Origin of the sequence: Hydrogenovibrio kuenenii DSM 12350, from assembly GCF_000526715.1 — a bacterium.
Taxonomy (GTDB): domain Bacteria; phylum Pseudomonadota; class Gammaproteobacteria; order Thiomicrospirales; family Thiomicrospiraceae; genus Hydrogenovibrio; species Hydrogenovibrio kuenenii.
Genome location: NZ_JAGP01000001.1, coordinates 178,527 through 201,729, shown reverse-complemented (window position 1 = coordinate 201,729; position 23,203 = coordinate 178,527). Strand labels below are relative to the sequence as shown.

Genomic DNA, 23,203 nt, shown 5'->3' with positions numbered 1-23,203 from the left:
ACGAATAGGCTATAATAAGTTTCAATTAAAAATCTTCAATAAAAACTTAACTCAGTATATCAATTATGTCACCGCTCGATATTGTACTTTACCCAGATGAAGGTCTTCGCGAAGTCTGTGCGCCAGTCGCGGAAATGAATGATGACCTCGATAAGCTCATCGATGAAATGTTTTACACCATGTATGACGCACCCGGCATTGGTCTGGCTGCACCGCAAATAGCCGTGCAACAGCGATTAATTGTCGTCGATGTATCAGAAAACCAAGACGAACCTCTTGCGCTTATGAACCCTGAAATTCTTCAATCCGCAGGTAAAATCACCTGGGAAGAAGGTTGTCTGTCGATTCCAGGCGTTTATGGCAAAGTGGACCGTCCTTCAGAAATTTTGGTTCAAGGTATGGATCGTGACGGCAAAATCATTGAAGTTGAAGCCAAAGACTTACTTGCCGTTTGTATTCAGCATGAAATCGACCACTTAAATGGCAAGCTGTTTATCGACCATCTTTCTGGCCTTAAGCGCACACGTGCCTTACAAAAATACAAAAAAGAACTTGCCGAAAGAGCAAGTGAGAGAAACGCTGAATGACATCCCCTTTACGCATTGTTTTTGCTGGCACACCAGATTTTTCGGTTGCTCCGCTTAAACGCTTAATGGCTTCAGAACACGAAGTCATCGCTGTCTATACCCAACCAGACCGCCCAGCAGGGCGAGGCCAAAAACTGACTGCTAGCCCTGTTAAACAAGCAGCCATAGACTTTGATTTACCTGTTTACCAACCACTAAGCTTAAAACCGGAAGACGTTCAATCCGAATTAGCAGCCTTGAATGCAGACGTGATGATTGTGGTTGCTTACGGTCTAATCTTGCCAAAAGCTGTTTTGGAGATGCCTCGTTTTGGTTGCTTAAATATTCATGCCTCCCTTCTACCAAGGTGGCGCGGAGCAGCACCGATTCAACGTGCTATTGAAAGTGGCGATGCTGAAAGCGGTGTCACCATTATGCAAATGGATGTTGGCCTTGATACTGGCGATATGCTCACCATTTTAAAAACACCGATTACTGCTGACGACACTGCACAAACACTTCATGACCGTTTGAGTGAACTGGGGTGTGATGCTTTAATGCAAACCCTGCCTGACATTCAAAACGGCCACTTAAAACCGGTCAAACAAGATGAAAGCTTGGTCACCTATGCAGAAAAGCTCAATAAAGCCGAAGCGGAAATCGACTGGCAACTGCCCGCCAGCCTGATTCAACGCAAGGTTCAAGCGTTTAACCCTTGGCCAGTTGCTTTTACCCAATACCAAGGCAAACCCTTGCGTGTTTGGCAATCACAAGCCATTTCTACGCAAGATGCACAAAATCTGCCAGACTGGGGTACTGACGTTCAGCCAGGACAAGTGCTTCAAGTTGAAAAACAAGGCGTTGATATCGCAACAGGCGAAGGCGTATTGCGCATCACACAACTGCAAGCTTCCGGCAAAAAAGCCATGAATGCTTATGACTTTGCTCAAGCACGAAACCTAGTCGGTGAAGTCTTCGGAGCAACTGCCGAATGAACGGTAACCAACCGAACAGCCGCTACGTTGCGCTAAAAATGTGTCTAAACGTAATCGAACACGGGCGCTCTTTAAGCCAAACCCTTGGGGAAGGATTGTCACAATTTTCCGACCGTCGTGAGCGTGCTTTTACGCAAAACTTAGTGCTAGGCACTTTGCGCTGGCAAGAACGCTTAGCAGCGATTCGGGCGCACTTATTAAAAAAACCGCTCAAAGCAAAAGACGAAGACGTCAATCAACTGATTCTATTAGGGTTGTACCAAATTCTGTATCTTGATACGCCGCCTCACGCTGCGGTTTCGGAAACAGTTACCTTAACCGCTAAGTTGAAAAAACCTTGGTCAAAAGCCCTCGTAAATGGTGTCTTACGCAGCTTTCTTCGTGATGCTGAGAGTATTCAAGCCGAAGTTGATCTCAAACCTGCATTTAAATACAGTCACCCGCAATGGTTTACCAAAACCATGCGTAAAGCCTACCCTGATGATTGGCAAGCAATTCTAGAAGCCAATAATCAACCTGCACCTTTAAGCCTGCGTGTAAACAAGCTTTATCAGACCCGAGAGGCTTTTAAAGCTGAGTTGGATGCTTTATCAATTGCCAGTCATGAACATGACTTTTCGCCGGCTGCTCTTGTTTTAGAACAAACTCTTGATATCACACAACTGCCTAGCTATGAAGACGGTGGATTCAGTGTTCAAGACATTGCCGCGCAACAAGCTGCTTATTTACTTGACCCTCAACCAGGCGAACACATTTTAGACGCCTGTGCCGCACCTGGCGGTAAAACCACACACTTGCTGGAACAAGCGAATAATCAATTAAAGCTACTCGCACTGGAAAAAGAACCGGAACGCATTGAACGCTTATCGGAAAACCTGCACCGCTTGGAGCTTGACGCCGAAGTTGAAGTAGGCGATGCTTCTCAACCATCAGACTGGTGGGATGGTCAGCTTTTCGATAGAATTTTGTTGGATGCTCCTTGTTCGGCAACCGGTATTATCCGCCGCCATCCTGATATAAAATGGCACCGAACACTGGAAGATGTAGAAGAACTGGTAGAAATCCAAGGGGCTATTTTAAAAACCCTTTGGTCAACACTGAAACCTGGTGGTAAATTGCTTTATGCGACCTGCTCGGTGCTACCGCAAGAAAACGGCTTACAAACACAGGCATTTTTAGCCGCAACACCGGATGCCAAAGAAATTCCTATTGAACGCAATTGGGGATTAAAGCAAGACTTACCGGGGAAACAAATCCTTCCTGGTGAAGCCGGTATGGATGGCTTTTATTACTGCCTACTAGAAAAAGCAGAATAACACTCTAAACAAATGAACAATAAAAGGATAAGGGAGGAAAGATGACGCATCGCCACACACTTACCCCCAAAGTCCGTTCTCTTTTCTTTATGATCCTGTTTAGCCTACCCTTTACCCTCTATGCCCAATCTCAAACAGAAGACGGCGAACAAATACCTGCCGGACAAATTCGTATCACTCAGCTTAATGATTTCCATGAAGAGCAACAACTCAAAGCCGATGCTCAAATAAAAATCGCCCTGTCACAGCGTATGCAGGACGCATTACAACATGAAATTCCGCTAACATTTGAAACTGAAATAGAACTAGATGAACGCTTTAATTTTCTCGGCATCAACCTAACGCGCAACCGAGTACACATTCTGTACAAAACAAAGCTTTATTATTTCACTTACAACCACCTCTATTTCATTACCAACTTAAGAAACAAGCAAACCCAATCTTTTGACAACCTAAAGGAAGCGCTTAACACGCTAGGCACGCTAGACAGTTTTACGGTAACAAACCTTGCTGAACTACACCCAAATACGAGATATACGTTAAAACTACGTTTAAAGTTCGACTCCTGGGATTTGCCTTCTCCACTTTTGATCGAAACCTTGACCTCTAACGATTGGCACTTGTCTAGTGGTTGGCATGACGTTACGATTGAATCTCCGAGCAGTTGGTACTAATCATGGCAAATCGCAAAGGTTCTTTACTTATTAAGCAGTACGGCTGGCTAGCGGTTATCAGCAGCTTGCTGCTCATCTCATTGATTGTAATGAGTCAAATTCTACAAAGCGCATCGCAATTTGCACAGGTTTACACCTCGCTATTATTCGCCAGTTTTGTTGGGATCGCTGTTCTCTTTGCCATGCTGATCAAGACGTTAAAACGTCTAAAACGCAACTATCGACGCCAAATACCTGGTACCAAAATCACTGCTCGATTAACCTTTTTGGTCAGTTTAATTATTGGTGTTCCACTGCTGATTACTTATTTTTTCTCCATTACCTTTGTTAACAAGGGCATTGACCAATGGTTTGATGTTAAAACCGACACCGCTCTAACCAATGCAGTCAAGCTGGTCAAAATTACATTGGATGATCAAACACGCAACCATCTTAAAGCCACTTTACAAGCTGCGGACCTCTATCAAAATGCTTTGTCGGTTACCCCGGTGCTCACTATCAATAAGTTACGCAAACAGTTTAATATTCGTGAAGCGGCACTTTATACTTTAAACGGCGAATTGGTTGCTTACAGCAGCCAAACCAACGACACCGATCTTCCTAAAACACCATCTGCAGGCATTTTCCAACAAATTCGTAATGATCGAACCTATGCTGCCATTGAAACCCTAGCGAGCGTCAATCACAGCTACCAAATCATTCGCATTATGGTGCCAGTGTATGACATTTTCACCAATAAAAAATACGCACTGCAAGCAGTTTACCCAATTCCCGATCAGCTCAGTAGTTTGGCTGACACCGTTAGACTCTCTGCCAGCCAATACAAAGAGCGTTCTTATCTCAAAACACCGCTTAAAACCAGTTTTACCGTTGTACTAACACTCCTTTTATTCCTCACCATGGTAAGTGCCATACTCTTTATCATTCAGGTATTTGAAAACATGGTGCGCCCGCTACAAACTCTAGCAAAAGGAACGAAGGCCGTTGCCGAAGGCGATTACTCCATTGCCATGCCCATTGAACAAAATGATGAAATGGGCCAATTGATTCAATCTTTTAACGATATGATTCAGCAGATCGCCCGAGCACGAAATGAAATCAAATTCGGTCATCAACAAACCGAAGTACAAAAACTCTATTTACAAGCGATTATCAAAAACCTAAAAAGTGGTGTCTTGACGCTTGATAAGAATATGCGGTTAAAAACCATAAACGATGCCACTAATCAGATTTTGAATGCCGACCTGTTTAAACATCTGGGCAAACCATTAAAAGAAGTACTGGCGTTTGACGGCAACCAACATTTAAATTATTTTTTTGACGAAGTTTTCCCGATTTTCGACAAGTCCGATAAGCCATGGAGTGAACAACTCTCTTTTAACTGCAAAGAAGGTGAAAAAATCCTGCAAATACATGGTTCAACCCTTCCCAGTTTGGATCAAAAACTGGGTGGTTACGTTATTGTTATCGAAGACATTACCGAGCTGGTTCAAGCTCAACTCCATGCAGCCTGGAGCGATGTCGCCAAACGCCTTGCTCACGAAATCAAAAATCCGCTAACCCCGATTCAACTCTCTGCCGAGCGTCTCAATTACAAACTTACAGACAAACTCGATGATGGCGATCAAAAGCTCCTTAATCGCATGACCGATACCATCATTGAGCAGGTTGATGCAATGCAAAACATGGTACAAGCCTTTACCGAATACGCAGATACCCCAGATCTGGAACTAAGCCGATTTGACCTTAACGACCTCATTAAAGACATCACCAGTATGTACCAAGACCCCAAAGCCAATTGGCAGGTTCGTTATGATATAGATTCACATTGCGGTATTATCCAAGCGGATGCTGCCAAACTACGCCAACTACTACACAACCTGATTAAAAATGGCATAGAAGCAACCGAACAAACTGAACAACCTCTAATTCTGGTCACCACACATTGTCAAGAAACACAGGTAGAAATCAGTGTCAGTGACAATGGTCCAGGTATTGCGGAAAAAACCCGCAACTGGATTTTTGAACCCTACGCCACCAACAAGCCGAAAGGAACCGGGTTAGGGTTAGCCATTGTGAAAAAAATTGTTGATGAACATCTGGGAAAAATTCAGGTAAAATCAGATGTAGAACAGGGAACCAAATTTATCATTACCTTGCCCTTAAACCCGAACCTTTAAGCCTAGGTAAAATCAGGTAAACGAGAACACATGAAACCCGGCAAAATTCTGATTATTGACGACGAAAAAGATATTCGTAATCTGATGGAAGAAATTTTCACAGAAGAAGGCTATCAAGTAACCACCGCCGCCAACGGTCAACAAGCGCAAAAAGCTTGGCGGGAACAATCAGCGGATTTGATTTTTCTCGACATTTGGATGTCAGATATTGACGGCATTACATTGCTCAAACAAATGATCGACGAGCAAGTTCTGGAAAACAGCTGCGTTGTTATGATGTCAGGCCACGGTACAATCGAAACTGCGATTGAAGCCACTAAACTTGGCGCTTACGATTTCCTTGAAAAGCCTTTATCTCTTGCCAAGCTACTCATTACCGCTGAACGAGCGATGGAGCACATCCAACTCCATCAGGAAAACCGACACCTTAAACAAAAAATCCCTGATCAAATTTTGCCTGTTGGCAAAAGTAAAGTGATTAACGAACTGAGAAGTACCATTAAGCGCCTGGCAAAATACACCATGCCAATATTAGTTGTGGGCGAATCAGGTACAGGAAAGCACCGACTAGCGGAAGCCGTTCACAAACTAAGCGACCGCAAAGATCATAAAATAGTCGAAATCAACGGTACAGACTTTGATGATCAAGAACGTCTCTTGATTGGAGAAGAAACAAACGGCCAAATATTCAGAGGTGAGTTCGACCGTGCCGATGGCGGTACTTTAATTATCTCCAACCTAGAAGCCTTGAGCGATAGAGGGCAAGATTGCTTGGCGCAACTTATTTTCCACAATAGCTATACTCGCTTAGGATCTGATAGAAAAATTCAGCTCAATGTCCGAGTTATTGCACTGTCCGAAGTTGACCCTACTGAATTGATTAAATCAGGAATCATCAGAGAAGACTTGATGCATCGCTTAAATGTAATGCCAGTCTATGTGCCTTCGCTCAGACAACATACGGAAGATATTCCTGAACTGATTGATTACTTTGTCGATTTCTTTTTGTCGACGGAAGGCTTAAACTATCGAGAATTCGACTTGTCTGCAAAAAACGTTTTGCGCCAATATAGTTGGCCAGGCAATTTTAAAGAACTGAAAAACTGCATCCAACGCCTATTAATTTTAGGTGATGGCGAAGTCACGGATACCGAAGTAAAAAAACTGCTGGAAAGTAATAGGCAAGAAAGTAGCTCATCCTTGGCGACAGTGGATACTTCTATGAATTTAAAACAGGCGAAAGAACGATTTGAAGCCGCTTATTTGAGTCAAATGCTGAGAGAAACCAGCGGTAATGTTACTGAAACCGCAAAACTCTCAGGCGTGGAGCGCACCAACTTGTATCGCAAGTTGAAAATGCTCAATATCGATCCGAAAAACCCGAAATAAATACATGAACGAATTGTAATAATTATGAATATCATTATCTTAGGCGCCGGGCAAGTCGGTACGTCACTAGCCGAACTCCTCTCTGACGAAAACAACGATGTTACCGTCGTTGACCTAGACCAAAGTCGTCTGCAACAGCTTCAAGATCGCCTTGATATACGAACAATTAGTGGTCATGCATCGGATCCAGACGTGCTGATACAGGCAAGTATCGAAGATGCCGATATGCTAATTGCCACCACGCAAAACGATGACACCAATATCGTTGCCTGCCAGTTGGCACATGTCATGCACAAAACACCGACAAAAATCGCTCGCGTTCGTAGTCCAAGCTTTTTAAATCACCCAGAATTATTCGACCGTAATCAAAACACCGATGCCATTCCAATTAACATGCTCATCAGCCCAGAAAGCCTGGTAAAAGATTACATCCTTCAGTTAATCGCCTACCCTGGTTCTTTACAGGTTGTAGATTTCGCCGACTCAAAAGTACGAATCGTCGCCATTCGAGTCCGTTCGGGAAGCTTACTGGTCGATAAAGAAATTCGAGACATCAAAAACCACCTTCCATCAGGTATCGAGACACGCATTGTTGCCATCTACCGAAAAGGTGAAGTTGTGATGCCCGTTGGAAGTGCGAAAATACGTGAAGATGACGAAGTCTTCTTTATGGCTGTGCCTAGCGCCATTCCAGCCATTGTAGAAGAATTGCGTCGTTACAAACTACGTCCATCGCGTAACATTATGATCGCAGGTGGTGGAAATATCGGCTACAACCTTGCAAAAGAGCTTGAAAGACAGCATCAAGTCAAAATTGTGGACCACAATATAGAGCGCGCCAGAACCATTGCCGAAACGCTGGATGAAACCATCATTATTCATGGTGACGTCGCCGACAAATCCCTTCTTATTGAAGAAAATATTGATGAAATTGACCTTTTCCTTGCTGTCACCAATTCGGATGAAGCAAATATTATCTCCGGCATGCTGGCGAAAAAACTCGGTGTTAAGCGTGTTATCGCGCTTGTAAACAATCAATCCTATATTGATTTAATTCACCTAAACAGTATTGATGTCGCCATCTCAGCAGATCAAATTACCACCAGTCATTTACTACACTATATGCGTCAAGGTGATACCGTCAAAGCATTTACACTAAGACGCGGTGCTGCCGAAGCAATGGAAGTCATCGTGCATGGAAGCGAAAACACTTCAAAAATCATTGGTAAGCCCATTGGAGAAATTGACTGGCCAATGGACATCACCATTGGATGTGTCATTCGAGAAGATCAGGTCATGATGGCTCATCGAGACATTGTTATTGAGGCAGAAGACCATGTAGTCCTGTTTCTGACCGACCGTTCTCGCGCGAAAGAAGTTGCAGAAATCTTCTCGCCAAAAGAAAGAACCAGCTGGTTCTAAACATATAAGTCCGAAAATAATGCACACTAAACTCATTCTAAGAATTGTTGGCTTACTTTTAATGGTGTTCAGCTTAACGCTGATACCGCCTATTCTGATTGCCTTAGTCTATCAAGATGGTGGTCTAGATGACTTTATCAAATCTATGATTGGCCTTTTCTTATTAGGCGTGATTATGTGGTATCCAACACGTAATAATCACCATGAGCTAAAAATTCGTGACGGCTTTTTAATTGTGGTTATCTTCTGGACGGCACTGGGTTTCGCTGGGGCGATTCCAATGTATTTTGCATCCAATACTTTTATGCCGCCAACGGATGCCATTTTTGAGTCTTTCTCAGCTTTAACAACCACTGGGGCAACCGTACTGACCTCGCTAGATACACTTCCTCACGCTATTCTCTGGTATCGCCAACAACTCCAATGGCTCGGTGGTATGGGGATTATCGTTTTGGCCGTTGCCATTCTTCCAATGCTTGGTATTGGGGGGATGCAGCTATATCGTGCCGAAGCACCTGGCCCGGTTAAAGACTCCAAATTAGCGCCGCGTATTTCCGAAACCGCAAAAGCGCTCTGGCTAATCTACTTAGGGCTAACGCTCGCTTGTGCCTTTGCTTATTGGGTGGCAGGCATGAACTGGTTTGATGCTTTTGCACATAGCTTTTCGACCGTAGCCATCGGCGGTTTCTCTACACATGATCTAAGTATTGGCTATTACAATAATGTCGATATCGAAATTGTAGCAATGGTTTTCATGTACCTAGCTGGGATTAACTTTGCCCTACACTTTACAGCTTTCCGAAACATGTCGAATCGACCTTATTTGAGTGATCCAGAGTTTAAAGTCTATACCGGCATCTTGCTTATTGGTATCGCAATCAGCACCCTTTACTTGCACTACAAAGGTTTCTACTCCGATTGGACAGAATCGTTACGTTATGCAGCTTTCCAAACCATTTCTATTGCCACAACGACCGGTTTTACCAATGCCGAATTCGCCATCTGGCCGGCATTTTTACCTGTCATGTTTATTTTCATGAGTTTTATCGGTGGCTCTGCTGGTTCAACCGCAGGGGGCATGAAAGTCATCCGTTTTATTTTGCTAGCCAAACAAGGTAGCCGAGAAATAAAACGTCTATTGCATCCAAACGCCATTATGCCAGTTAAACTCAATGGGAAAGCGGTGCCAGATAGAGTTATTAGTGCCGTTTGGGGATTCTTTTCACTTTACGTGGTTTCATTCATCGGCCTGATGGTTCTTCTGATGATGCTTGGGATGGATCAAGTCACCGCATTTTCGGCCGTTGCTGCCACCATCAACAACCTTGGTCCAGGCTTGGGTGATGTTTCAACCAACTACCAAACCCTTACATCTCCTATGAAATGGGTATTAACCTTTGCGATGTTGCTAGGTCGTTTGGAAATATTCACTCTGCTCGTGCTCTTTACTGCTGCATTCTGGAGAAAATAAACCACACTTATGAATACCGCAGAAAAATGGGATCAAAAATACCTAAACCATGATCCAAAGCAACCTGTCATACCGGCTTGGGTATTACGCCAGCACCCAGAACAGCTTCCTCTAAAAGGAAAGGCGCTTGACCTAGCTTGCGGCCTTGGTGGTAATGCACGCTTTATGGCGCAATGTGGTCTAAGCGTTGAAGCTTGGGATATTTCAGATATAGCTTTGACCGAATTGAATAACTGGGCAGCAGTTAATCGTCTACCCATTAAACCAACTCTATGCGATTTGGATCAAATGCTGTTGCCTTACCAACAGTTTGATGTAATTACCGTCAGCTTTTATTTAAATCGACAATTGTTTCCTCAAATTGAACAAGCCCTCAAACCGTGCGGTAAACTTTTTTACCAAACCTATTTGGGTCCGATTCAAGACAATGCACCCAGCAACCCAAACTTTTATCTTAAATCTTCCGAACTCGGCAAAGCGTTTCCGTCACTTGTGACCGAAGTTTATGGCGAAGGTTTATTGCCCACGCTAGCCAACACAGCAGCTCCCAACCATGATGACAAAAACTCCAAAACAACACGTCAGGCATGGTATATTGGGCAAAAGCCGTTGAATTAATCTTTAAGCCTTAACGTAGAAAAATCTGCCAGGCTGGGGATAGCATAAACTGGCATTTCACTCTTATCTTACGTTTACCGTCGTTTGGAAGCTTCATGATGCAACTGCAATCACCGCAACTGTTGGTCGGTTTTTTACTCGCCATTTTCGGTACTGCTTTATTTTCTTTAAAGTCCATCTTTATCAAGCTCGCTTATGCACAAGGGCTCAACACCGATAGCGTACTGATGCTGCGCATGGCAATTTCTTTACCTATTTATCTGGGCATCATTATTTGGCTAATACGCTATAAACCAATACACAGAAATGAGCTCAAAAATCGCTTTGTCAGCATTCTAGTCCTTGGATTCATGGGATATTTCCTATCGTCTTGGCTAGACTTAAAAGGTCTTGAATACATCACTGCTCAATTGGAACGGTTGACACTATTCACCTACCCAATCATCACAGCCATTCTCGGTGCCATATTTTTTAAAACGCCCCTGACGCGCAAAGTAATTTTCTCGTTAATCATTACCTACACCGGACTTTGGGTGGTGTTTATTGAAGAATTGGATGTTTTTGGAAATGAAACGATTTGGGGAACGCTATTTGTATTCTTAGCGGCACTGAGTTTTTCTATTTACGTGCTGTTCGGAAAACAAGTCATTACCGCTATCGGCAGCTTGTGGTTTACCAGCTTGGCAATGACAGCTTCCAGCTTATTTGTACTGGCGTACTACTTTACCTTCTTCGATTTTTCCGCATTGACGACTACTGAAGAGGCTTGGTTGTGGCTGTTTCTCTTAGCGGTTTTCAGCACGGTCATTCCAAGCTTTATGATTGCGGAAGCTATCCGTCGCATTGGCCCAGCACAAACCGGTATCATCGGCACACTCGGCCCAATTATGACTATCTTCCTTGCTATCTGGATTCTGCACGAGCCCTTTACGGTCTATCATGCTATCGGTATGATTTTGGTGACGCTTGGTGTGACATTACTAACTTTCAAAAAAACCAAATCAAAAACTTGATGGCTTTAGCTTTATGGTTCGCGTTTATAGATGTCTTTAACACCTTCAGGTGGGTGACGATAACGTTTGTAGTTCCAGTGATATTGCGTCGTTGAAACTATTTCGATTAGATGTTCAATACCAGCATTCAACGCAGTCGCTGCCGTCAAATCATCTTGCGCAGCTATTGCTTGCTTATCCGCAGGCAAAATATGAATATGAAAACCTTCACCATTTGGCAAGCGTTCTGCTGACATATAGACCAACTCACAACCTGTTTTTGCTGTGAGTTTAGAGACTAAAGTCATGGTTCTAGCGGGGTGTCCATAAAAAGGTGCATAAACCCCACCGACTTCACCTGGATCTTGATCCGGTAAAATACCAGTAACTTCATTTTTTTTAAGTGCTCTAATCAATTTCATCACACCACTACGATCCGTCGGTGCCAACTTGGCTCCTGTACGACCGCGCACATCAACAATAAAACCTTCAAGAGATACTATGTTCGGTGGCTCATACAAATTGGTGGTTTCATACCGATTAGATAAATAAAGGCCAATAATTTCCCAGCTCCCAAGGTGCGGGCAAATAACAATAACGCCTCTTTTTTGAGCAAAAGCTTTATCCAAAACATTCTGACCACTAACCTGTTTTATCAACGATAAGACTTTGCCTTTTTCCCACAACCACAATGGACCTAACTCAGTCGCCGTCTTGCCCAGTTGAATCAAATGTTGTTTCACCAAAGATTGAATGTCACCCGGTGCTAATTGAGGATAGGCTGTTTGCAGGTTAATTCGAGTAACTCTTTTTGCGCCGCTAACAGACTCGGGCAACCACCAAAGCAAATAACCGATACCAGCACCTAAGCGGTGATTTATTGGCAACGAAAACCAGGAAAAGAATTTTAACAGGCCAATAAAAACGCGACCTTGCCAATCCATCTTCGCGTACTTAGCCATCTGTTTTCCTCAAATCCGCTTCACCAGCATGATTGTCATCCGCTATTAATGGCTGCATTGCCGTCCAGAGGTTCGCATAGAGGTGTTTGTTATGCTTTTCTTCGTCCAGCAACAGTTCTTTCATGCGCTGACGTTCCTGTGGCTTGGCGTAACATGCCGGGCAATTATCGGGAATCACCGGCAGATTTGCAGATTTGGCAAATTCTCGCGTTTGATTTTCTCTAACGCGCACAAAAGGGCGAATGATACGAATGTCTTTTTCATTATTCAGATAGTGCGCTTTCATCGTACGCAGCTCGCCCGCATTGAATGCAGACATAATGAAGCTTTCCGCCAAATCATCCAAGTGTTGCGCCAATGCCAATACGTTATAACCTTCTCGACGGCACACGGTATAAAGCTTACCGCGCTTTTGACGCGCACAGAAACTACAAAACGAATTGCCCTTCATGTGCGCATCTGCCAGTGCAACCAAATCTTCTGCCTCGTAAAAATACGGGATACCCATTTTCTCGGCTACCCAAGCTTTTAGTGGCGAAGGATCAAAACCAGGAATTTCGGGATCAATGGTACAGGCCGCCAACTCAAACTTCACCGGAGAATGACGTTGCAAATGCTTTAATACCGCCAATAACGCCAAGGAATCTTTACCGCCAGATAAACCCAGTAAGACGTGATCGCCTTCCTGAATCATCTTGTATTGTGCAATCGCACGACCAACCAGCTTTAGGATTGACTTAGGTGGCACAATCCAGTCTTTGGTACGTTCTTTTTTGGATAGTTTAGATGTGCTTGAATCCATTGCGTCAGCGTCCGAAATTGCTTCGGCAGCCACTTCTGACAATTTTTCAACGGAGGATTCAACAGACAAGGATTCTGACATAACAGGCTTCATTTCATTTAATCCGCATATTTTACCGCAAACGGTTTGTAAAATCTGCCAGGCTGGGTATCTTTACCTCTACCCCAGCCTGGTAGATTTTAGTCCTTCATAGGTAAAACCAACGGCCAGTCGCTAACACCTTCCGTTGGTGGAAGTACACGAACTGAAAAATCATAAATAGCTTCCACAATTTCTTCGTTTAAAACTTCTAATGGAGAGCCTTGATAATGAACCTGCCCCTGTTTCATCAACACCAGTTGATCAGCATATTGCGATGCCAAGTTCAAATCATGTAAAACCATTAACACGCCCATACCATGATGATCTGCCAATTGGCGAGCGACCTTAAAGACCAAATGTTGATGAGACAAATCCAAACTAGACGTACATTCATCCAGTAACAAATAACCTGGCACCGTCTTTTGAAACTGCATAGCTGACAAAAGTTGTCCGACCACTCTAGCCAACTGCACGCGTTGCTGTTCGCCGCCTGACAGCGTCAAATAATTACGCGTTTTCAAATGCTGTACATCAAACATACTGAGTGATTGTTCGACCATTTGTTGTAACTCAATACTGGACAAGGCATAACGCTGCCCCATTTCCACCACTTCTGTCACCGTAAACGGAAAATCCAACTGTACAGACTGCGGCATTACGGCACGACGCAAAGCCAAGGTTTCAGTAGAAAGCACATGCAATGGATCTGAATCCATCAACACTTCTCCACTATGAGGAGACAACTCACCAGATAAACATTTCAACAAGGTTGATTTTCCAGCACCATTCGGCCCCAAAACGGCAATCAATTGTCTCGGCTGCAACTCAATAGAGACCGAATTCAAAATAGTCTTCGACTCCAGAGTCAGTTTTAAATCGATAGCCTTTAACATTTGCTTACCTTATCCATCCGTTTCATAACCCAATACGAGAACGGTTTTTTACCAACAACCAAAGGAAAAACGGACCGCCAATGGCTGACATTAAAATGCCAATCGGTAGTTCTGCCGGTGATAACAGGGTTCTTGCCAGAATATCGGATAACAATACCAGCATACCGCCCATCAAAGCACTACCGGGAATCACCCAGCGATGATCTGGCCCCAAAACCAATCGAACCAAATGCGGTGCAACCAAACCTACGAAACCAATCAAGCCACTCACGGAAACTGCAGCTCCCACAGCCAACGCCGTCAAACCAATGGTCACTCGTTTAAGCTGCTTAACGTTAAAACCGCTTTGATAAGAAACCGACTCCCCCATCAAAAAACTGTTCAGCGAACGGGCAAAAAACGGCAATATCACCAACGCCAACAAGGTTGGTACTGTCACAATCACAACGTCCTGCCAAGTAGCGCTCGCGAGCGAGCCCATGCTCCAAAAGGTTAACGAACGAAGCGCTTCATCACTGGCAACATAAGTCAGTAAGCCTGTTGCCGCACCCGCAATGGCATTAATGGCGATACCGCTCAACAACATCAAACCAACATCAGTTCGGCCATTACGTGTCGAAAAGCGGAAAATAATAATGGTCACCAATATTCCACCGAGAAATGCTGCCACTGGAATCGCTAACGAGTGCAACCAACCCGTCCAGGATTGTAGCCAAGTGCCTCCTAGCACGATCACGGTTACCGCTGCCAGGGCTGCACCACTTGAAACCCCGACCAGAGCTGGATCGGCAAGCGGATTGCGAAACAACCCTTGCATGACGGCACCTGAAATCCCCAGTGCCGCACCAACCATCACACCCAACAAAACTCTGGGAAACCGAATATCCATTATCACTAAATGCGCGGTTTGATCACTTGTCGACCAGATATTCGACCAAACCTGTAAAGCTGATAACTGCATTGATCCGGTTATTAATGACAGGAGGCAGACAGCCAATAAAGTCGCCGATAATACAAGCAATAGAGTTTTGGGAAAGGCTCGCAAACCTTGCGTTGACGTTGTCATAGGTTCAAATTAGTATACAAATGAAATTTTAGAATTAAATGCATTGTAACCGAGCTCATTCCAGGCACTCAAATAAATACCCACCAGATAAATCATGTGCTTCAAGAATTTGTCATGGTTTGCATGATGAAATATCACTGGCATTTACCTAAAATGATGATTCACATAACTTTCTAAGGAGAACTAAGGTGGCGCAAGAACAAGAGAAAAAGCCACTTGCATCCGTTTATCAGGATTGCATGGCATTTATAAGCGAACACCGCTCCGCTGTTTTAGCAACGCTATCAAGCGAAAACATGCCTGAAGCCAGTTATGCTCCTGTTCTGGTGCACAATCACTGTTACTATATTTTGATTTCTGAGCTAGCAAACCACACGCAAAACCTTTATAAAAACCCCGCTGTTAGCCTGCTGTTTATTGAAGATGAACAAAGTGCTGAAAATCTATTCGCTCGCAAGCGCGCAACCGTGAAAGCGAGCGGAAAAATTATCGCCAGAGATTCAGAAACTTGGAATACTGTATTGCCCAAAATGTCCGATAGATTGGGAGAAATGATTGATTTCCTACAAACCTTAAGTGATTTCCACTTATTTGAGTTACAACCAAATTCAATTAACTTTGTGCGAGGCTTTGCCCAAGCCTATACCTTAGAAGGACCTGACTTAGATACAGTAACACACCGAAAAGGAAACAAAGAGGGTCAAGGGCATGGCGAAGGCACGCTAGACGAAAATATTTAGCCAAAAAATTATTGATCTAATAATTTAGTCAATTCTCTGTGCCAGGCATCTGAAAGTGCTGGATGCTGAACGGCAAGTGCCAACAAATCCATATCACCGGTTTGCGCATTGCGCGTTTGTACACGATGTTTTGCCAAAAATAATGATTGAATAGAAATCGCTGGATGATCCGCTGCCGGTTCAGGATGGCGCAAAGAGACCGAGTCATTAATTTCTAACTTACCCGTATTCAGTACACGACAATAAAAACCAACCCGACCACTCTCTGCATAGCGCTTTAAAAACTGCGGGTCTTGCGTAATCTCATTCAGCTTCCAACAAGGTGAACGCGGCTGCGTTACTTCCAAAACGACTTCGCCTATTTTCATTTGATCGCCGAGTTGAATTTGGGTTTCATCCACATCAGATAAAGTTAGGTTTTCACCCAGAAACCCAAACCCCTGATGAATTTCAAACAATGCATAATTGCTTTGAGGAATGCACAGCACCGCTTTATCTTCACCACCATGCGCGCCAAAGTCAGCTTGTTCATCGCCCACCAATCCTGTTGGTGTGATTTCAACTTGACCTTCTACTGGACTCTTCAAAATGGCGGATTCTGTTCCATTGCGCCAAGGATAAGGACGCTTTTGCCCAATATTGAGTGATAATATTTTCATAGTGCAACTTACTTCCTTAATCATGCAAATAGGATCGGCAGATTTTCGATGACGAATTCAGCTTCTCTGTTATGATTCTTATCATACAAAAACGACAAGTGGTTGATGAAACTTTTGGAACACTTTGCTATGGCTAATTTTTTTACTAAGTTTCTATCTCGCCAATCTAACGCTTGGTTAATCGTCAGCCTGTTATTGCTCAGCACTCTGTCTCAATCCACATTGGCATCAAGCCAAACACCCCAGCTTTCTATTATTGGCTCACTATCCATTGATCCTGACAATATCAGTGGCATGGTAAAAACCGACCGTTTTTTGGCTCTCGCCACCGATGAAGGGACAAAAATCCAAATTCTTCCTAAATCAAAAGATGGCTATCTAGCAACGCCCAACGGCGTAATAGACCTTAATCAAACGCATACCAAAATCAAGGAGTTTGACCTGGAAGCACTGGCCTGGCAAAGCCCTTATCTTTACGCTATAGGGTCACATTCGAAAAAACGCAAAAAACTCAAAGCCTCTTTGAAGACAAAAGAAAACCTCAACCGTATCACGCCGATTATTGATGAACCGGATCGTCGAGTTCTTTTTCGTATAGAGCTAAATAAACAGCTTAAAGCGGCGCATATCGATAAAATCAGCCTGCTAGGCAACCTTCATAACCAACCTATTCTCGCTCCGTTCTTGGCAATCCCCAGTAAAGAAAATGGTATTGATATTGAAGGCTTGGCCGTGCGCTCACATAAAGGTAAAACTCAGCTTTATGTCGGCTTTCGAGGCCCTGTATTAAGAGGCAATTTAACCCCTATATTAAAGTTAACGTTAGATCGAAATGCCTTCAAAGTAAGCAAAAGCAAACTCTTACTTGTTAACTTGCAAGGATTGGGCATCAGAGATATGCAAGCGACTGACAATTCTTTTGTTCTCCTAGCTGGCGCCGTCAATGAAACACCCAAGCGTTTTGTGCTTTATGATTGGTCAGGCAAAACCACTTTTTCGCCATTACATGAAAAGCTGATCTTACCAACCGATAGAGGGAACCCTGAAGCCATTGCCATACAAAATCTACCAGGCTGGGGTAAAGGGACTTGGGTTGCAAGAGATGGCGCAAAAAATGGAGCCATTCGTTTCTACCCTTTTTAGCCATAAAACCTTACAAATAGTAAGTAATAACATTTCCTAAGTCCTTAAAATTGTTGCTATTTCGCAACAGGTTGTATTTTTTATTTTTTGCGATCAACATTTCATTGAATTCTCACCTTAGACTTCTACAATGGACATCCATAAACTAAAAAGTATTTTGAAAATGTTGTCCCTCCCCCTTGTTGCTCCTCAGCACAAACGTATGAAAAAACTGTCGCTGTTAATCGCCGCAACTTTTCTCGGAGGATGCCTTGCAACTACTTATAGCTGGGCAGCGGACGATATGACACGTCTAGATTTTTCGATTGCCGAGCAAAGCAAAGCGCAAAAAAACAAGCAAAACGACTCACCAAATTACTTTTACCAACAGCAAACCACTGGACAAATCAGTACATTTTCAAACTATCAACTCAACAACTGGTTTGACTTGGAGTTGGATATGAAAGCGCTGAAAACGCGTATTGATCCATCACAAACCATACTAAATCCAAAATCCTATTCGGCCTTTGCAAACTTTGGTCATGCAATTGATGTTTCCAACGAACGTTTTCGTCCTTTTGCTAAGGTAGGGTTGGGGTATGACGAGAATCCTGCGACTTCTTTCAATCCCAACTATATTGAGAGCAACCGGTTTAACAAAACCCAAATCCAATTTGGCCTTGGTGTACGCTACTCAAGACAAAACTGGAAAAGCTTTGGCGTAAGCTTCAGTTATCAATCCAACTCTCAATTGCTTGAACAAACGCTGAGTTTACCGACTGATAGCTTTCAGAAAAAAGATTCTATTGATTTGAAATTCGACTTTGGCTTTTAATGAAGCGCTCCTGATTGAGCCCTTCATCAATTTAAGTCAAAAATGGACTAGAAAAGCGCAGGAATGTTTTTATACAAAATAAATGCGCCAATTAAAACCAGGAATACCGCAAAAATTCTTTTTAACTTTTCCTGATCAACGCGTTGGCTAACATACTTACCAACCCAGCTCCCCGCTATACCAATAATAGCAAAAACGAACAGTACACGCCAGTCCAATGCCAAATTACGCTCATCTAACACGCGTAAATGCTCAGCAAAACCGACAAAAGAATTCATCGCAATAATAGCAAGACTGGTTCCCACAGCTAGACGCATCGGCAATCCACCTAGCAACACCAGAGCAGGAATAATCAAAAAACCGCCGCCTACTCCAACCAACCCAGTTACCATACCGACCAATAAGCCATCGGAAGCAATTTTGTACAACGCACGTTCAGCATGCGGCTTATCGGCATCTCCCACCTTTACAGGCTTGAACATCAAATAAGATGCCGACAAAAGTAATACCGAAAACACCAACATCTGAAAAACACTCGATACAAAATGTCCTGCCCAAGCACCGATAAATGCACCAAGCATTCCAGGCACACCAAACAACATCACCGTACGCCATTGAATTAAACTGTGACGCGCATAGGTCATTACCGAAAAGACGCTAATAAGACCAACAATCAACAAAGACCCGGCCATAGCAACTTTTGGCTCTTGCCCTACCAAATAAACGAGTACTGGAACAGTCAAAATTGAGCCGCCAGAACCTAGCAACCCTAAACTCACCCCAATAAACAAAGCGCCAATCCATGCCAAAGTCATTTTTAATCCTTCTTGCTTCTATCTCTTTCTCAAAAACACACCGCTTTCGATATGGTGCGTGTACGGAAACTGGTCAAACAATGCTGATTCAACGATCTCGTGCGTTTTCTCAATCGACACTAAATCTCTTGCCAAAGTTTCCGGATTGCAGGAGATATAAATAATGTAATCAAACTCAACGACCATGCTACGCGTCAAATCATCCAAACCTGCTCTTGGTGGATCTACAAAAATTGTTTTAAAGTCATAACTCGCCAAATCGACATTTGCGAGGCGGTTAAAACTCTGTCCTTGCAATGCTTGCGAAATCTCTTCCGCAGCCATCTTCACCACCACCAAGTTTTCTACCTGATTGGCTGCAATATTGAACTGCGCCGATTGCACCGACGTTTTGGAAATCTCGGTGGCCAACACGCGGTTAAAGTGCTCCGACAAGGCAATGGAAAAGTTTCCATTACCGCAATAAAGCTCAATCAAATCCGTTTGCGGGTCAACATAGCTTTTCGCCATGCGTCTTGCCCAATGCAGCATCTTTTGCGCAACACCAGCATTCGGTTGAGTAAAACTGTTTTCTACCTGCTGGTAAATAAAGGTTTTATCATCAACCTTCAATTGCTCAGTCACATAGCCTTGATCAAGCAGGATTTTTTGTTTACGTGCTCGCCCGATAATTGATGTAACGCCCAAATCTGCTTTCAAAGCCTCCGCGGCACTAAGCCACGCTTCATCTTCGGCAATGGATCTGCGATAAATCAACGTGACCAGCATCTCGCCACTTAAAGTAGCTAGAAAATCGACCTGAAACAACTTTTGACGTAAAACCGGCATCTGCTCAATTGCTTGCATCAGTTTCGGCATTAAAGCATCGATGGACTCTAGCGCCATAGGACAACGATCGACTCGCACTTTTTCCTTGGTTTCGGAATCAAACATGATGTAGAAGGTTTCATCTCCTTCATGCCACACGCGAAACTCCGCTCTCGCACGGTAATGCGCAGGCGTCGACTCAAAAATTGATAATTTTTGTAAATGGGGAATCAGCACCTGTAACCGATTTTTCTTGTCGGTTAATTGTGCCTCATAACTCTCGGGGAAAACCTGACAAAGCATTGAAGATAACTTAAAAACTTAACTATAAAGCGCGAATTATAACAGATTGCACACTTTGAGTTAGGTTGCAAAAGCAGGTAAAAACGTTGAAAATGGCCCCAAAAACAGACAAAACCAACGGCGGTGACTTAAGAGCAACAACTCTTATTTGTTTTTTGTTTCAAACCAGCTCAATAAAACCATAAAATTAATATGGTTTATATACAATATCAGTGAATTTCGATATCATTCCCGCCGCCAACAGAACAACCAGGTAAATGATTAGGCATAGGAACATGGATGCGCCACCGCCTTAGCAACTAAACCTAGAATTTTAAGGACGTGTGGAAGTGTTGAATTTACTCAAACAATTCGTAATAGCGCAAAGACGTGCTGAAGCTTTTGCCACTGAGCAACACCTACAGCTTAACGATAAAACAACCATCAATCTTATCCACTATCTTATTGAACAGATGGAGCAATACAGCAATTGGAAGGATCAATCCACTAAGTCACTTTTGAGCTTTGTCATTTTGCAAACAGCTTATCGTTATTATGTACTTCCCGATCGCCTGTTAAACCATTGTCAAAAACCTGAATTCGCAGATGAGTATGCACACGAAAGTATCCTACCTACTCTAAAACAACTGGCGGACACTCTTGCATTTTATCAATCGGTACAGATTCAAAATCCCATTCCGGAAAACGACTTAGAGAGCATTCAAAATCTTACCAACCGTTTATTTGCTATGTTGGCGGTCAATTTCCCTTCGCAACTAAAAGACTTTGAAGCGCATTGGGCTGGCAGTTTACCGATATTGAAAAAATTTGCCCGTGATGAAAATGAATATGAACCCGTCTTTTCGCCAACACACCGACAGTTTTTGGGTGCTGTAGACAAAACTCAATGCATTTTTGCCCAAACAGGCAAGTACTGGGGAGCAGACGAATGGGATAATGAACTGACATTCGAACAAAACATTCAACGTTTTGCCGAAGGTTTTTTCCGTTTTATGACCTTTGGTAAAAAAGAAAAGTTCAAAGGCTATGCATTGCGTATGCCCGCTTCTTTCAGTGACAGCGTCGATGAGCTAGCACAAACCGTTGCCAAATTTTTATCCGCTCTCAACAAAATCGATCCAACGCACTCGGACTGCCTACAACAAGATATAGAAGTTAAGGGCTGGAAATATTCTTGGGCAGGAGAAAGCTTATTCTTAACCGCGTTTGGAACTTGCTACCCATTAAAACACGCTCGAAATCCTTATGGATTCGACTACACTTATTTCTTTTTCCAGCCAGACTTTGTCTTGCGAAATCACCCTGGGTTAACAGACGGCAAAGAGCAACAATCGCGCGAACGCATTCTGCAAAACTTCGCCCGTAACAATATGGCTTACAGCAACGAGGGCAAAGAAAAAGAAGTGGAACGCTTTATCCGTCCCATGCATGCTGAAGATCCTGCCGTACGTTGGTGGCAGTACCTGTAAGACCATCTCCCCAGTCTACTTCGAGCTTATTTAGTGAAAAAAGTGAGAAGCACCGACAAGGTAATTAAAGACGCAAGCGTAGAATACAAAACCGTTTGCGCAGTCACCAAGGCTTCTCGTCGATAATACTCTGCAAGCATGAAAGGTCCGGTTCCTGTCGGCAAAGCTGCAAGCAGAATCGCCATCATCGCCAGCTCATGATCCATATCGAACACACCTAGTGCCAGCCAGGCCACCAACAATGGCTGACCAATCAACTTAATTGCCGTCAGCACCCAAGGCGTGACTCGACTTTGAGTCGAACTCTGGCCGGAAGCTACCTTGGCATCCGCCAAAAACAACCCCAAACTCACCAATGCCGCCGGACTGGCTGCATTGCCAAGAAACTTTAAAAAAGTCTCGATACTTTGCGGCAAATGAATGGATGCAGCTGCGACAATCACGCCAGCAATTGGTGATAAAATCAACGGATTGAGAAACACCGCTTTCAACACCTTTTGCACCTTGAGGTGTAAAGAAACTTCCGACTGTAAGCCTGCCTCTATCAAGATAATGGCTGTGGCAAAAACGACACTCACTACGATAATACTGGCAATGGTCGTCGGTACATGGCTGGATGCACCAAACACCAAAAGCAGCAAAGGAAAGCCAATATACGCCGCATTAGAATATGCTGCAGAAACGCTGTCTATGCTTGCATCAGCAAGCTTATGCCCCTGCTTTAATCGCCACAATAAAACCAGCGCAAAAACACTCATTGAACCAATTAGGTAAACACTAATAAAGTCGGGTAAATATAGATCAGACCAATGGCTGTTCGCCATAATATCGAACAATAACGCTGGCAATGCCAACCAAACGACAAAGCGACTCAGCTCACCGGCAGCAGTTGCACCCATTACTTTGGTTTTACGACTGATAAACCCAGCCGCAATCAAACCAAAAATCGGCAATAAAATTGAAAAAGTTCCAAGCATGAAAAAATCGAATCAGAATTAATGTTTAACAATCTGCATAAATTAGCAG

General features: G+C 43.5%; 22 protein-coding genes. 14 read left to right on the top strand and 8 right to left on the bottom strand.

Annotation, left to right across the window (positions count from 1 at the left end; genetic code table 11):
* The first annotated feature begins 65 nt into the window (after positions 1 to 65).
* The 10 genes from def (at position 66) to N745_RS0100780 (ending at position 11,644) form a co-directional block, all read left to right on the top strand.
* A complete protein-coding gene (gene def / locus N745_RS0100825) occupies positions 66 to 587 on the top strand; it encodes a peptide deformylase (protein ID WP_024850248.1) in 522 nt (173 codons plus the stop codon).
* Positions 584 to 1,561, top strand: coding sequence for a methionyl-tRNA formyltransferase (fmt, locus tag N745_RS0100820; RefSeq protein WP_024850247.1), 978 nt, complete (start codon positions 584 to 586; stop codon positions 1,559 to 1,561). The genes def and fmt overlap by 4 nt, the downstream gene beginning before the upstream one ends.
* The gene (gene rsmB, locus N745_RS0100815) at positions 1,558 to 2,877 is read left to right on the top strand and encodes a 16S rRNA (cytosine(967)-C(5))-methyltransferase RsmB (RefSeq protein ID WP_024850246.1); all 1,320 of its coding nucleotides are present in this window, start codon (positions 1,558 to 1,560) and stop codon (positions 2,875 to 2,877) included. Before fmt ends, rsmB begins: the two co-directional genes overlap by 4 nt.
* Before the next feature lie 41 nt (positions 2,878 to 2,918).
* On the top strand, positions 2,919 to 3,551 hold the full coding sequence (locus N745_RS11520) for a DUF4390 domain-containing protein (protein ID WP_024850245.1): 633 nt from the start codon (positions 2,919 to 2,921) through the stop codon (positions 3,549 to 3,551).
* Between the two features lie 2 nt (positions 3,552 to 3,553).
* The gene (locus N745_RS0100805; RefSeq protein ID WP_024850244.1) at positions 3,554 to 5,731 is read left to right on the top strand and encodes a sensor histidine kinase; all 2,178 of its coding nucleotides are present in this window, start codon (positions 3,554 to 3,556) and stop codon (positions 5,729 to 5,731) included.
* Positions 5,732 to 5,761: 30 nt separating this feature from the next.
* Positions 5,762 to 7,120, top strand: a complete 1,359-nt coding sequence (locus N745_RS0100800) for a sigma-54-dependent transcriptional regulator (RefSeq protein ID WP_024850243.1) — start codon at positions 5,762 to 5,764, stop codon at positions 7,118 to 7,120.
* 24 nt (positions 7,121 to 7,144) lie between these two features.
* Positions 7,145 to 8,542, top strand: a complete 1,398-nt coding sequence (gene trkA, locus N745_RS0100795; RefSeq protein WP_024850242.1) for a Trk system potassium transporter TrkA — start codon at positions 7,145 to 7,147, stop codon at positions 8,540 to 8,542.
* Between the two features lie 19 nt (positions 8,543 to 8,561).
* Complete coding sequence (locus tag N745_RS0100790; protein ID WP_024850241.1) at positions 8,562 to 10,013, top strand: TrkH family potassium uptake protein; 1,452 nt, start codon at positions 8,562 to 8,564, stop codon at positions 10,011 to 10,013.
* A 9-nt stretch (positions 10,014 to 10,022) separates the two neighbouring features.
* A complete protein-coding gene (locus tag N745_RS0100785; RefSeq protein WP_024850240.1) occupies positions 10,023 to 10,631 on the top strand; it encodes a class I SAM-dependent methyltransferase in 609 nt (202 codons plus the stop codon).
* 95 nt (positions 10,632 to 10,726) lie between these two features.
* Complete coding sequence (locus N745_RS0100780; protein WP_038070537.1) at positions 10,727 to 11,644, top strand: DMT family transporter; 918 nt, start codon at positions 10,727 to 10,729, stop codon at positions 11,642 to 11,644.
* Between the two features lie 11 nt (positions 11,645 to 11,655).
* On the opposite strand, the gene N745_RS0100775 is transcribed toward N745_RS0100780, so the two are convergent.
* The 4 genes from N745_RS0100775 to N745_RS0100760 form a co-directional block, all read right to left on the bottom strand.
* Positions 11,656 to 12,585 carry a lysophospholipid acyltransferase family protein gene (locus N745_RS0100775; protein ID WP_051453356.1) on the bottom strand — a complete coding sequence of 310 codons (930 nt, stop codon included), beginning with the start codon at positions 12,583 to 12,585 and terminating at the stop codon, positions 11,656 to 11,658.
* Positions 12,578 to 13,387 (bottom strand): tRNA 2-thiocytidine biosynthesis TtcA family protein, encoded by an 810-nt coding sequence (locus N745_RS0100770; protein ID WP_051453408.1) that lies wholly within the window; start codon positions 13,385 to 13,387, stop codon positions 12,578 to 12,580. Before N745_RS0100770 ends, N745_RS0100775 begins: the two co-directional genes overlap by 8 nt.
* Positions 13,388 to 13,566: 179 nt before the next feature.
* Positions 13,567 to 14,361 (bottom strand): heme ABC transporter ATP-binding protein, encoded by a 795-nt coding sequence (locus N745_RS0100765; protein ID WP_024850236.1) that lies wholly within the window; start codon positions 14,359 to 14,361, stop codon positions 13,567 to 13,569.
* A gap of 22 nt (positions 14,362 to 14,383) precedes the next feature.
* Positions 14,384 to 15,322, bottom strand: coding sequence for an iron ABC transporter permease (locus N745_RS0100760; RefSeq protein WP_024850235.1), 939 nt, complete (start codon positions 15,320 to 15,322; stop codon positions 14,384 to 14,386).
* A 293-nt stretch (positions 15,323 to 15,615) separates the two neighbouring features.
* Here N745_RS0100760 and N745_RS0100755 point away from each other — a divergent pair, with 293 nt between their 5' ends.
* Positions 15,616 to 16,167 carry a HugZ family pyridoxamine 5'-phosphate oxidase gene (locus N745_RS0100755; protein ID WP_024850234.1) on the top strand — a complete coding sequence of 184 codons (552 nt, stop codon included), beginning with the start codon at positions 15,616 to 15,618 and terminating at the stop codon, positions 16,165 to 16,167.
* Between the two features lie 8 nt (positions 16,168 to 16,175).
* Here N745_RS0100755 and N745_RS11515 read toward each other — a convergent pair whose 3' ends face one another.
* Positions 16,176 to 16,826, bottom strand: a complete 651-nt coding sequence (locus N745_RS11515; RefSeq protein WP_024850233.1) for an MOSC domain-containing protein — start codon at positions 16,824 to 16,826, stop codon at positions 16,176 to 16,178.
* 129 nt (positions 16,827 to 16,955) lie between these two features.
* Here N745_RS11515 and N745_RS0100745 point away from each other — a divergent pair, with 129 nt between their 5' ends.
* Positions 16,956 to 17,969: a DUF3616 domain-containing protein gene (locus N745_RS0100745; protein WP_157833723.1), complete on the top strand. Its 1,014-nt coding sequence runs from the start codon at positions 16,956 to 16,958 to the stop codon at positions 17,967 to 17,969.
* A gap of 202 nt (positions 17,970 to 18,171) precedes the next feature.
* A complete protein-coding gene (locus tag N745_RS0100740) occupies positions 18,172 to 18,783 on the top strand; it encodes an outer membrane protein (RefSeq protein ID WP_157833722.1) in 612 nt (203 codons plus the stop codon).
* Between the two features lie 47 nt (positions 18,784 to 18,830).
* Here the strand turns inward: N745_RS0100740 and N745_RS0100735 are convergent, their stop codons facing one another.
* Both N745_RS0100735 and trmA read right to left on the bottom strand, forming a co-directional pair.
* The gene (locus tag N745_RS0100735) at positions 18,831 to 19,598 is read right to left on the bottom strand and encodes a sulfite exporter TauE/SafE family protein (RefSeq protein WP_024850230.1); all 768 of its coding nucleotides are present in this window, start codon (positions 19,596 to 19,598) and stop codon (positions 18,831 to 18,833) included.
* Positions 19,599 to 19,616: 18 nt separating this feature from the next.
* Positions 19,617 to 20,708: a tRNA (uridine(54)-C5)-methyltransferase TrmA gene (gene trmA, locus N745_RS0100730; RefSeq protein WP_024850229.1), complete on the bottom strand. Its 1,092-nt coding sequence runs from the start codon at positions 20,706 to 20,708 to the stop codon at positions 19,617 to 19,619.
* A gap of 329 nt (positions 20,709 to 21,037) precedes the next feature.
* Between trmA and N745_RS0100725 the strand changes: the two genes are divergently transcribed.
* Positions 21,038 to 22,177 carry a YqcI/YcgG family protein gene (locus tag N745_RS0100725; RefSeq protein WP_024850228.1) on the top strand — a complete coding sequence of 380 codons (1,140 nt, stop codon included), beginning with the start codon at positions 21,038 to 21,040 and terminating at the stop codon, positions 22,175 to 22,177.
* 26 nt (positions 22,178 to 22,203) lie between these two features.
* Here N745_RS0100725 and N745_RS0100720 read toward each other — a convergent pair whose 3' ends face one another.
* Positions 22,204 to 23,154, bottom strand: coding sequence for an AEC family transporter (locus N745_RS0100720; protein WP_024850227.1), 951 nt, complete (start codon positions 23,152 to 23,154; stop codon positions 22,204 to 22,206).
* Between the last annotated feature and the right edge of the window lie 49 nt (positions 23,155 to 23,203).

Coding starts and splice junctions, on each gene's coding strand:
- def (WP_024850248.1), top strand. CDS start 66: ATGTCACCGCTCGATATTGTACTTTACCCAGATGAAGGTCTTCGCGAA.
- fmt (WP_024850247.1), top strand. CDS start 584: ATGACATCCCCTTTACGCATTGTTTTTGCTGGCACACCAGATTTTTCG.
- rsmB (WP_024850246.1), top strand. CDS start 1,558: ATGAACGGTAACCAACCGAACAGCCGCTACGTTGCGCTAAAAATGTGT.
- N745_RS11520 (WP_024850245.1), top strand. CDS start 2,919: ATGACGCATCGCCACACACTTACCCCCAAAGTCCGTTCTCTTTTCTTT.
- N745_RS0100805 (WP_024850244.1), top strand. CDS start 3,554: ATGGCAAATCGCAAAGGTTCTTTACTTATTAAGCAGTACGGCTGGCTA.
- N745_RS0100800 (WP_024850243.1), top strand. CDS start 5,762: ATGAAACCCGGCAAAATTCTGATTATTGACGACGAAAAAGATATTCGT.
- trkA (WP_024850242.1), top strand. CDS start 7,145: ATGAATATCATTATCTTAGGCGCCGGGCAAGTCGGTACGTCACTAGCC.
- N745_RS0100790 (WP_024850241.1), top strand. CDS start 8,562: ATGCACACTAAACTCATTCTAAGAATTGTTGGCTTACTTTTAATGGTG.
- N745_RS0100785 (WP_024850240.1), top strand. CDS start 10,023: ATGAATACCGCAGAAAAATGGGATCAAAAATACCTAAACCATGATCCA.
- N745_RS0100780 (WP_038070537.1), top strand. CDS start 10,727: ATGATGCAACTGCAATCACCGCAACTGTTGGTCGGTTTTTTACTCGCC.
- N745_RS0100775 (WP_051453356.1), bottom strand. CDS start 12,585: ATGGCTAAGTACGCGAAGATGGATTGGCAAGGTCGCGTTTTTATTGGC.
- N745_RS0100770 (WP_051453408.1), bottom strand. CDS start 13,387: ATGGATTCAAGCACATCTAAACTATCCAAAAAAGAACGTACCAAAGAC.
- N745_RS0100765 (WP_024850236.1), bottom strand. CDS start 14,361: ATGTTAAAGGCTATCGATTTAAAACTGACTCTGGAGTCGAAGACTATT.
- N745_RS0100760 (WP_024850235.1), bottom strand. CDS start 15,322: ATGCAGTTATCAGCTTTACAGGTTTGGTCGAATATCTGGTCGACAAGT.
- N745_RS11515 (WP_024850233.1), bottom strand. CDS start 16,826: ATGAAAATATTATCACTCAATATTGGGCAAAAGCGTCCTTATCCTTGG.
- N745_RS0100745 (WP_157833723.1), top strand. CDS start 16,956: ATGGCTAATTTTTTTACTAAGTTTCTATCTCGCCAATCTAACGCTTGG.
- N745_RS0100740 (WP_157833722.1), top strand. CDS start 18,172: ATGAAAAAACTGTCGCTGTTAATCGCCGCAACTTTTCTCGGAGGATGC.
- N745_RS0100735 (WP_024850230.1), bottom strand. CDS start 19,598: ATGACTTTGGCATGGATTGGCGCTTTGTTTATTGGGGTGAGTTTAGGG.
- trmA (WP_024850229.1), bottom strand. CDS start 20,708: ATGCTTTGTCAGGTTTTCCCCGAGAGTTATGAGGCACAATTAACCGAC.
- N745_RS0100720 (WP_024850227.1), bottom strand. CDS start 23,154: ATGCTTGGAACTTTTTCAATTTTATTGCCGATTTTTGGTTTGATTGCG.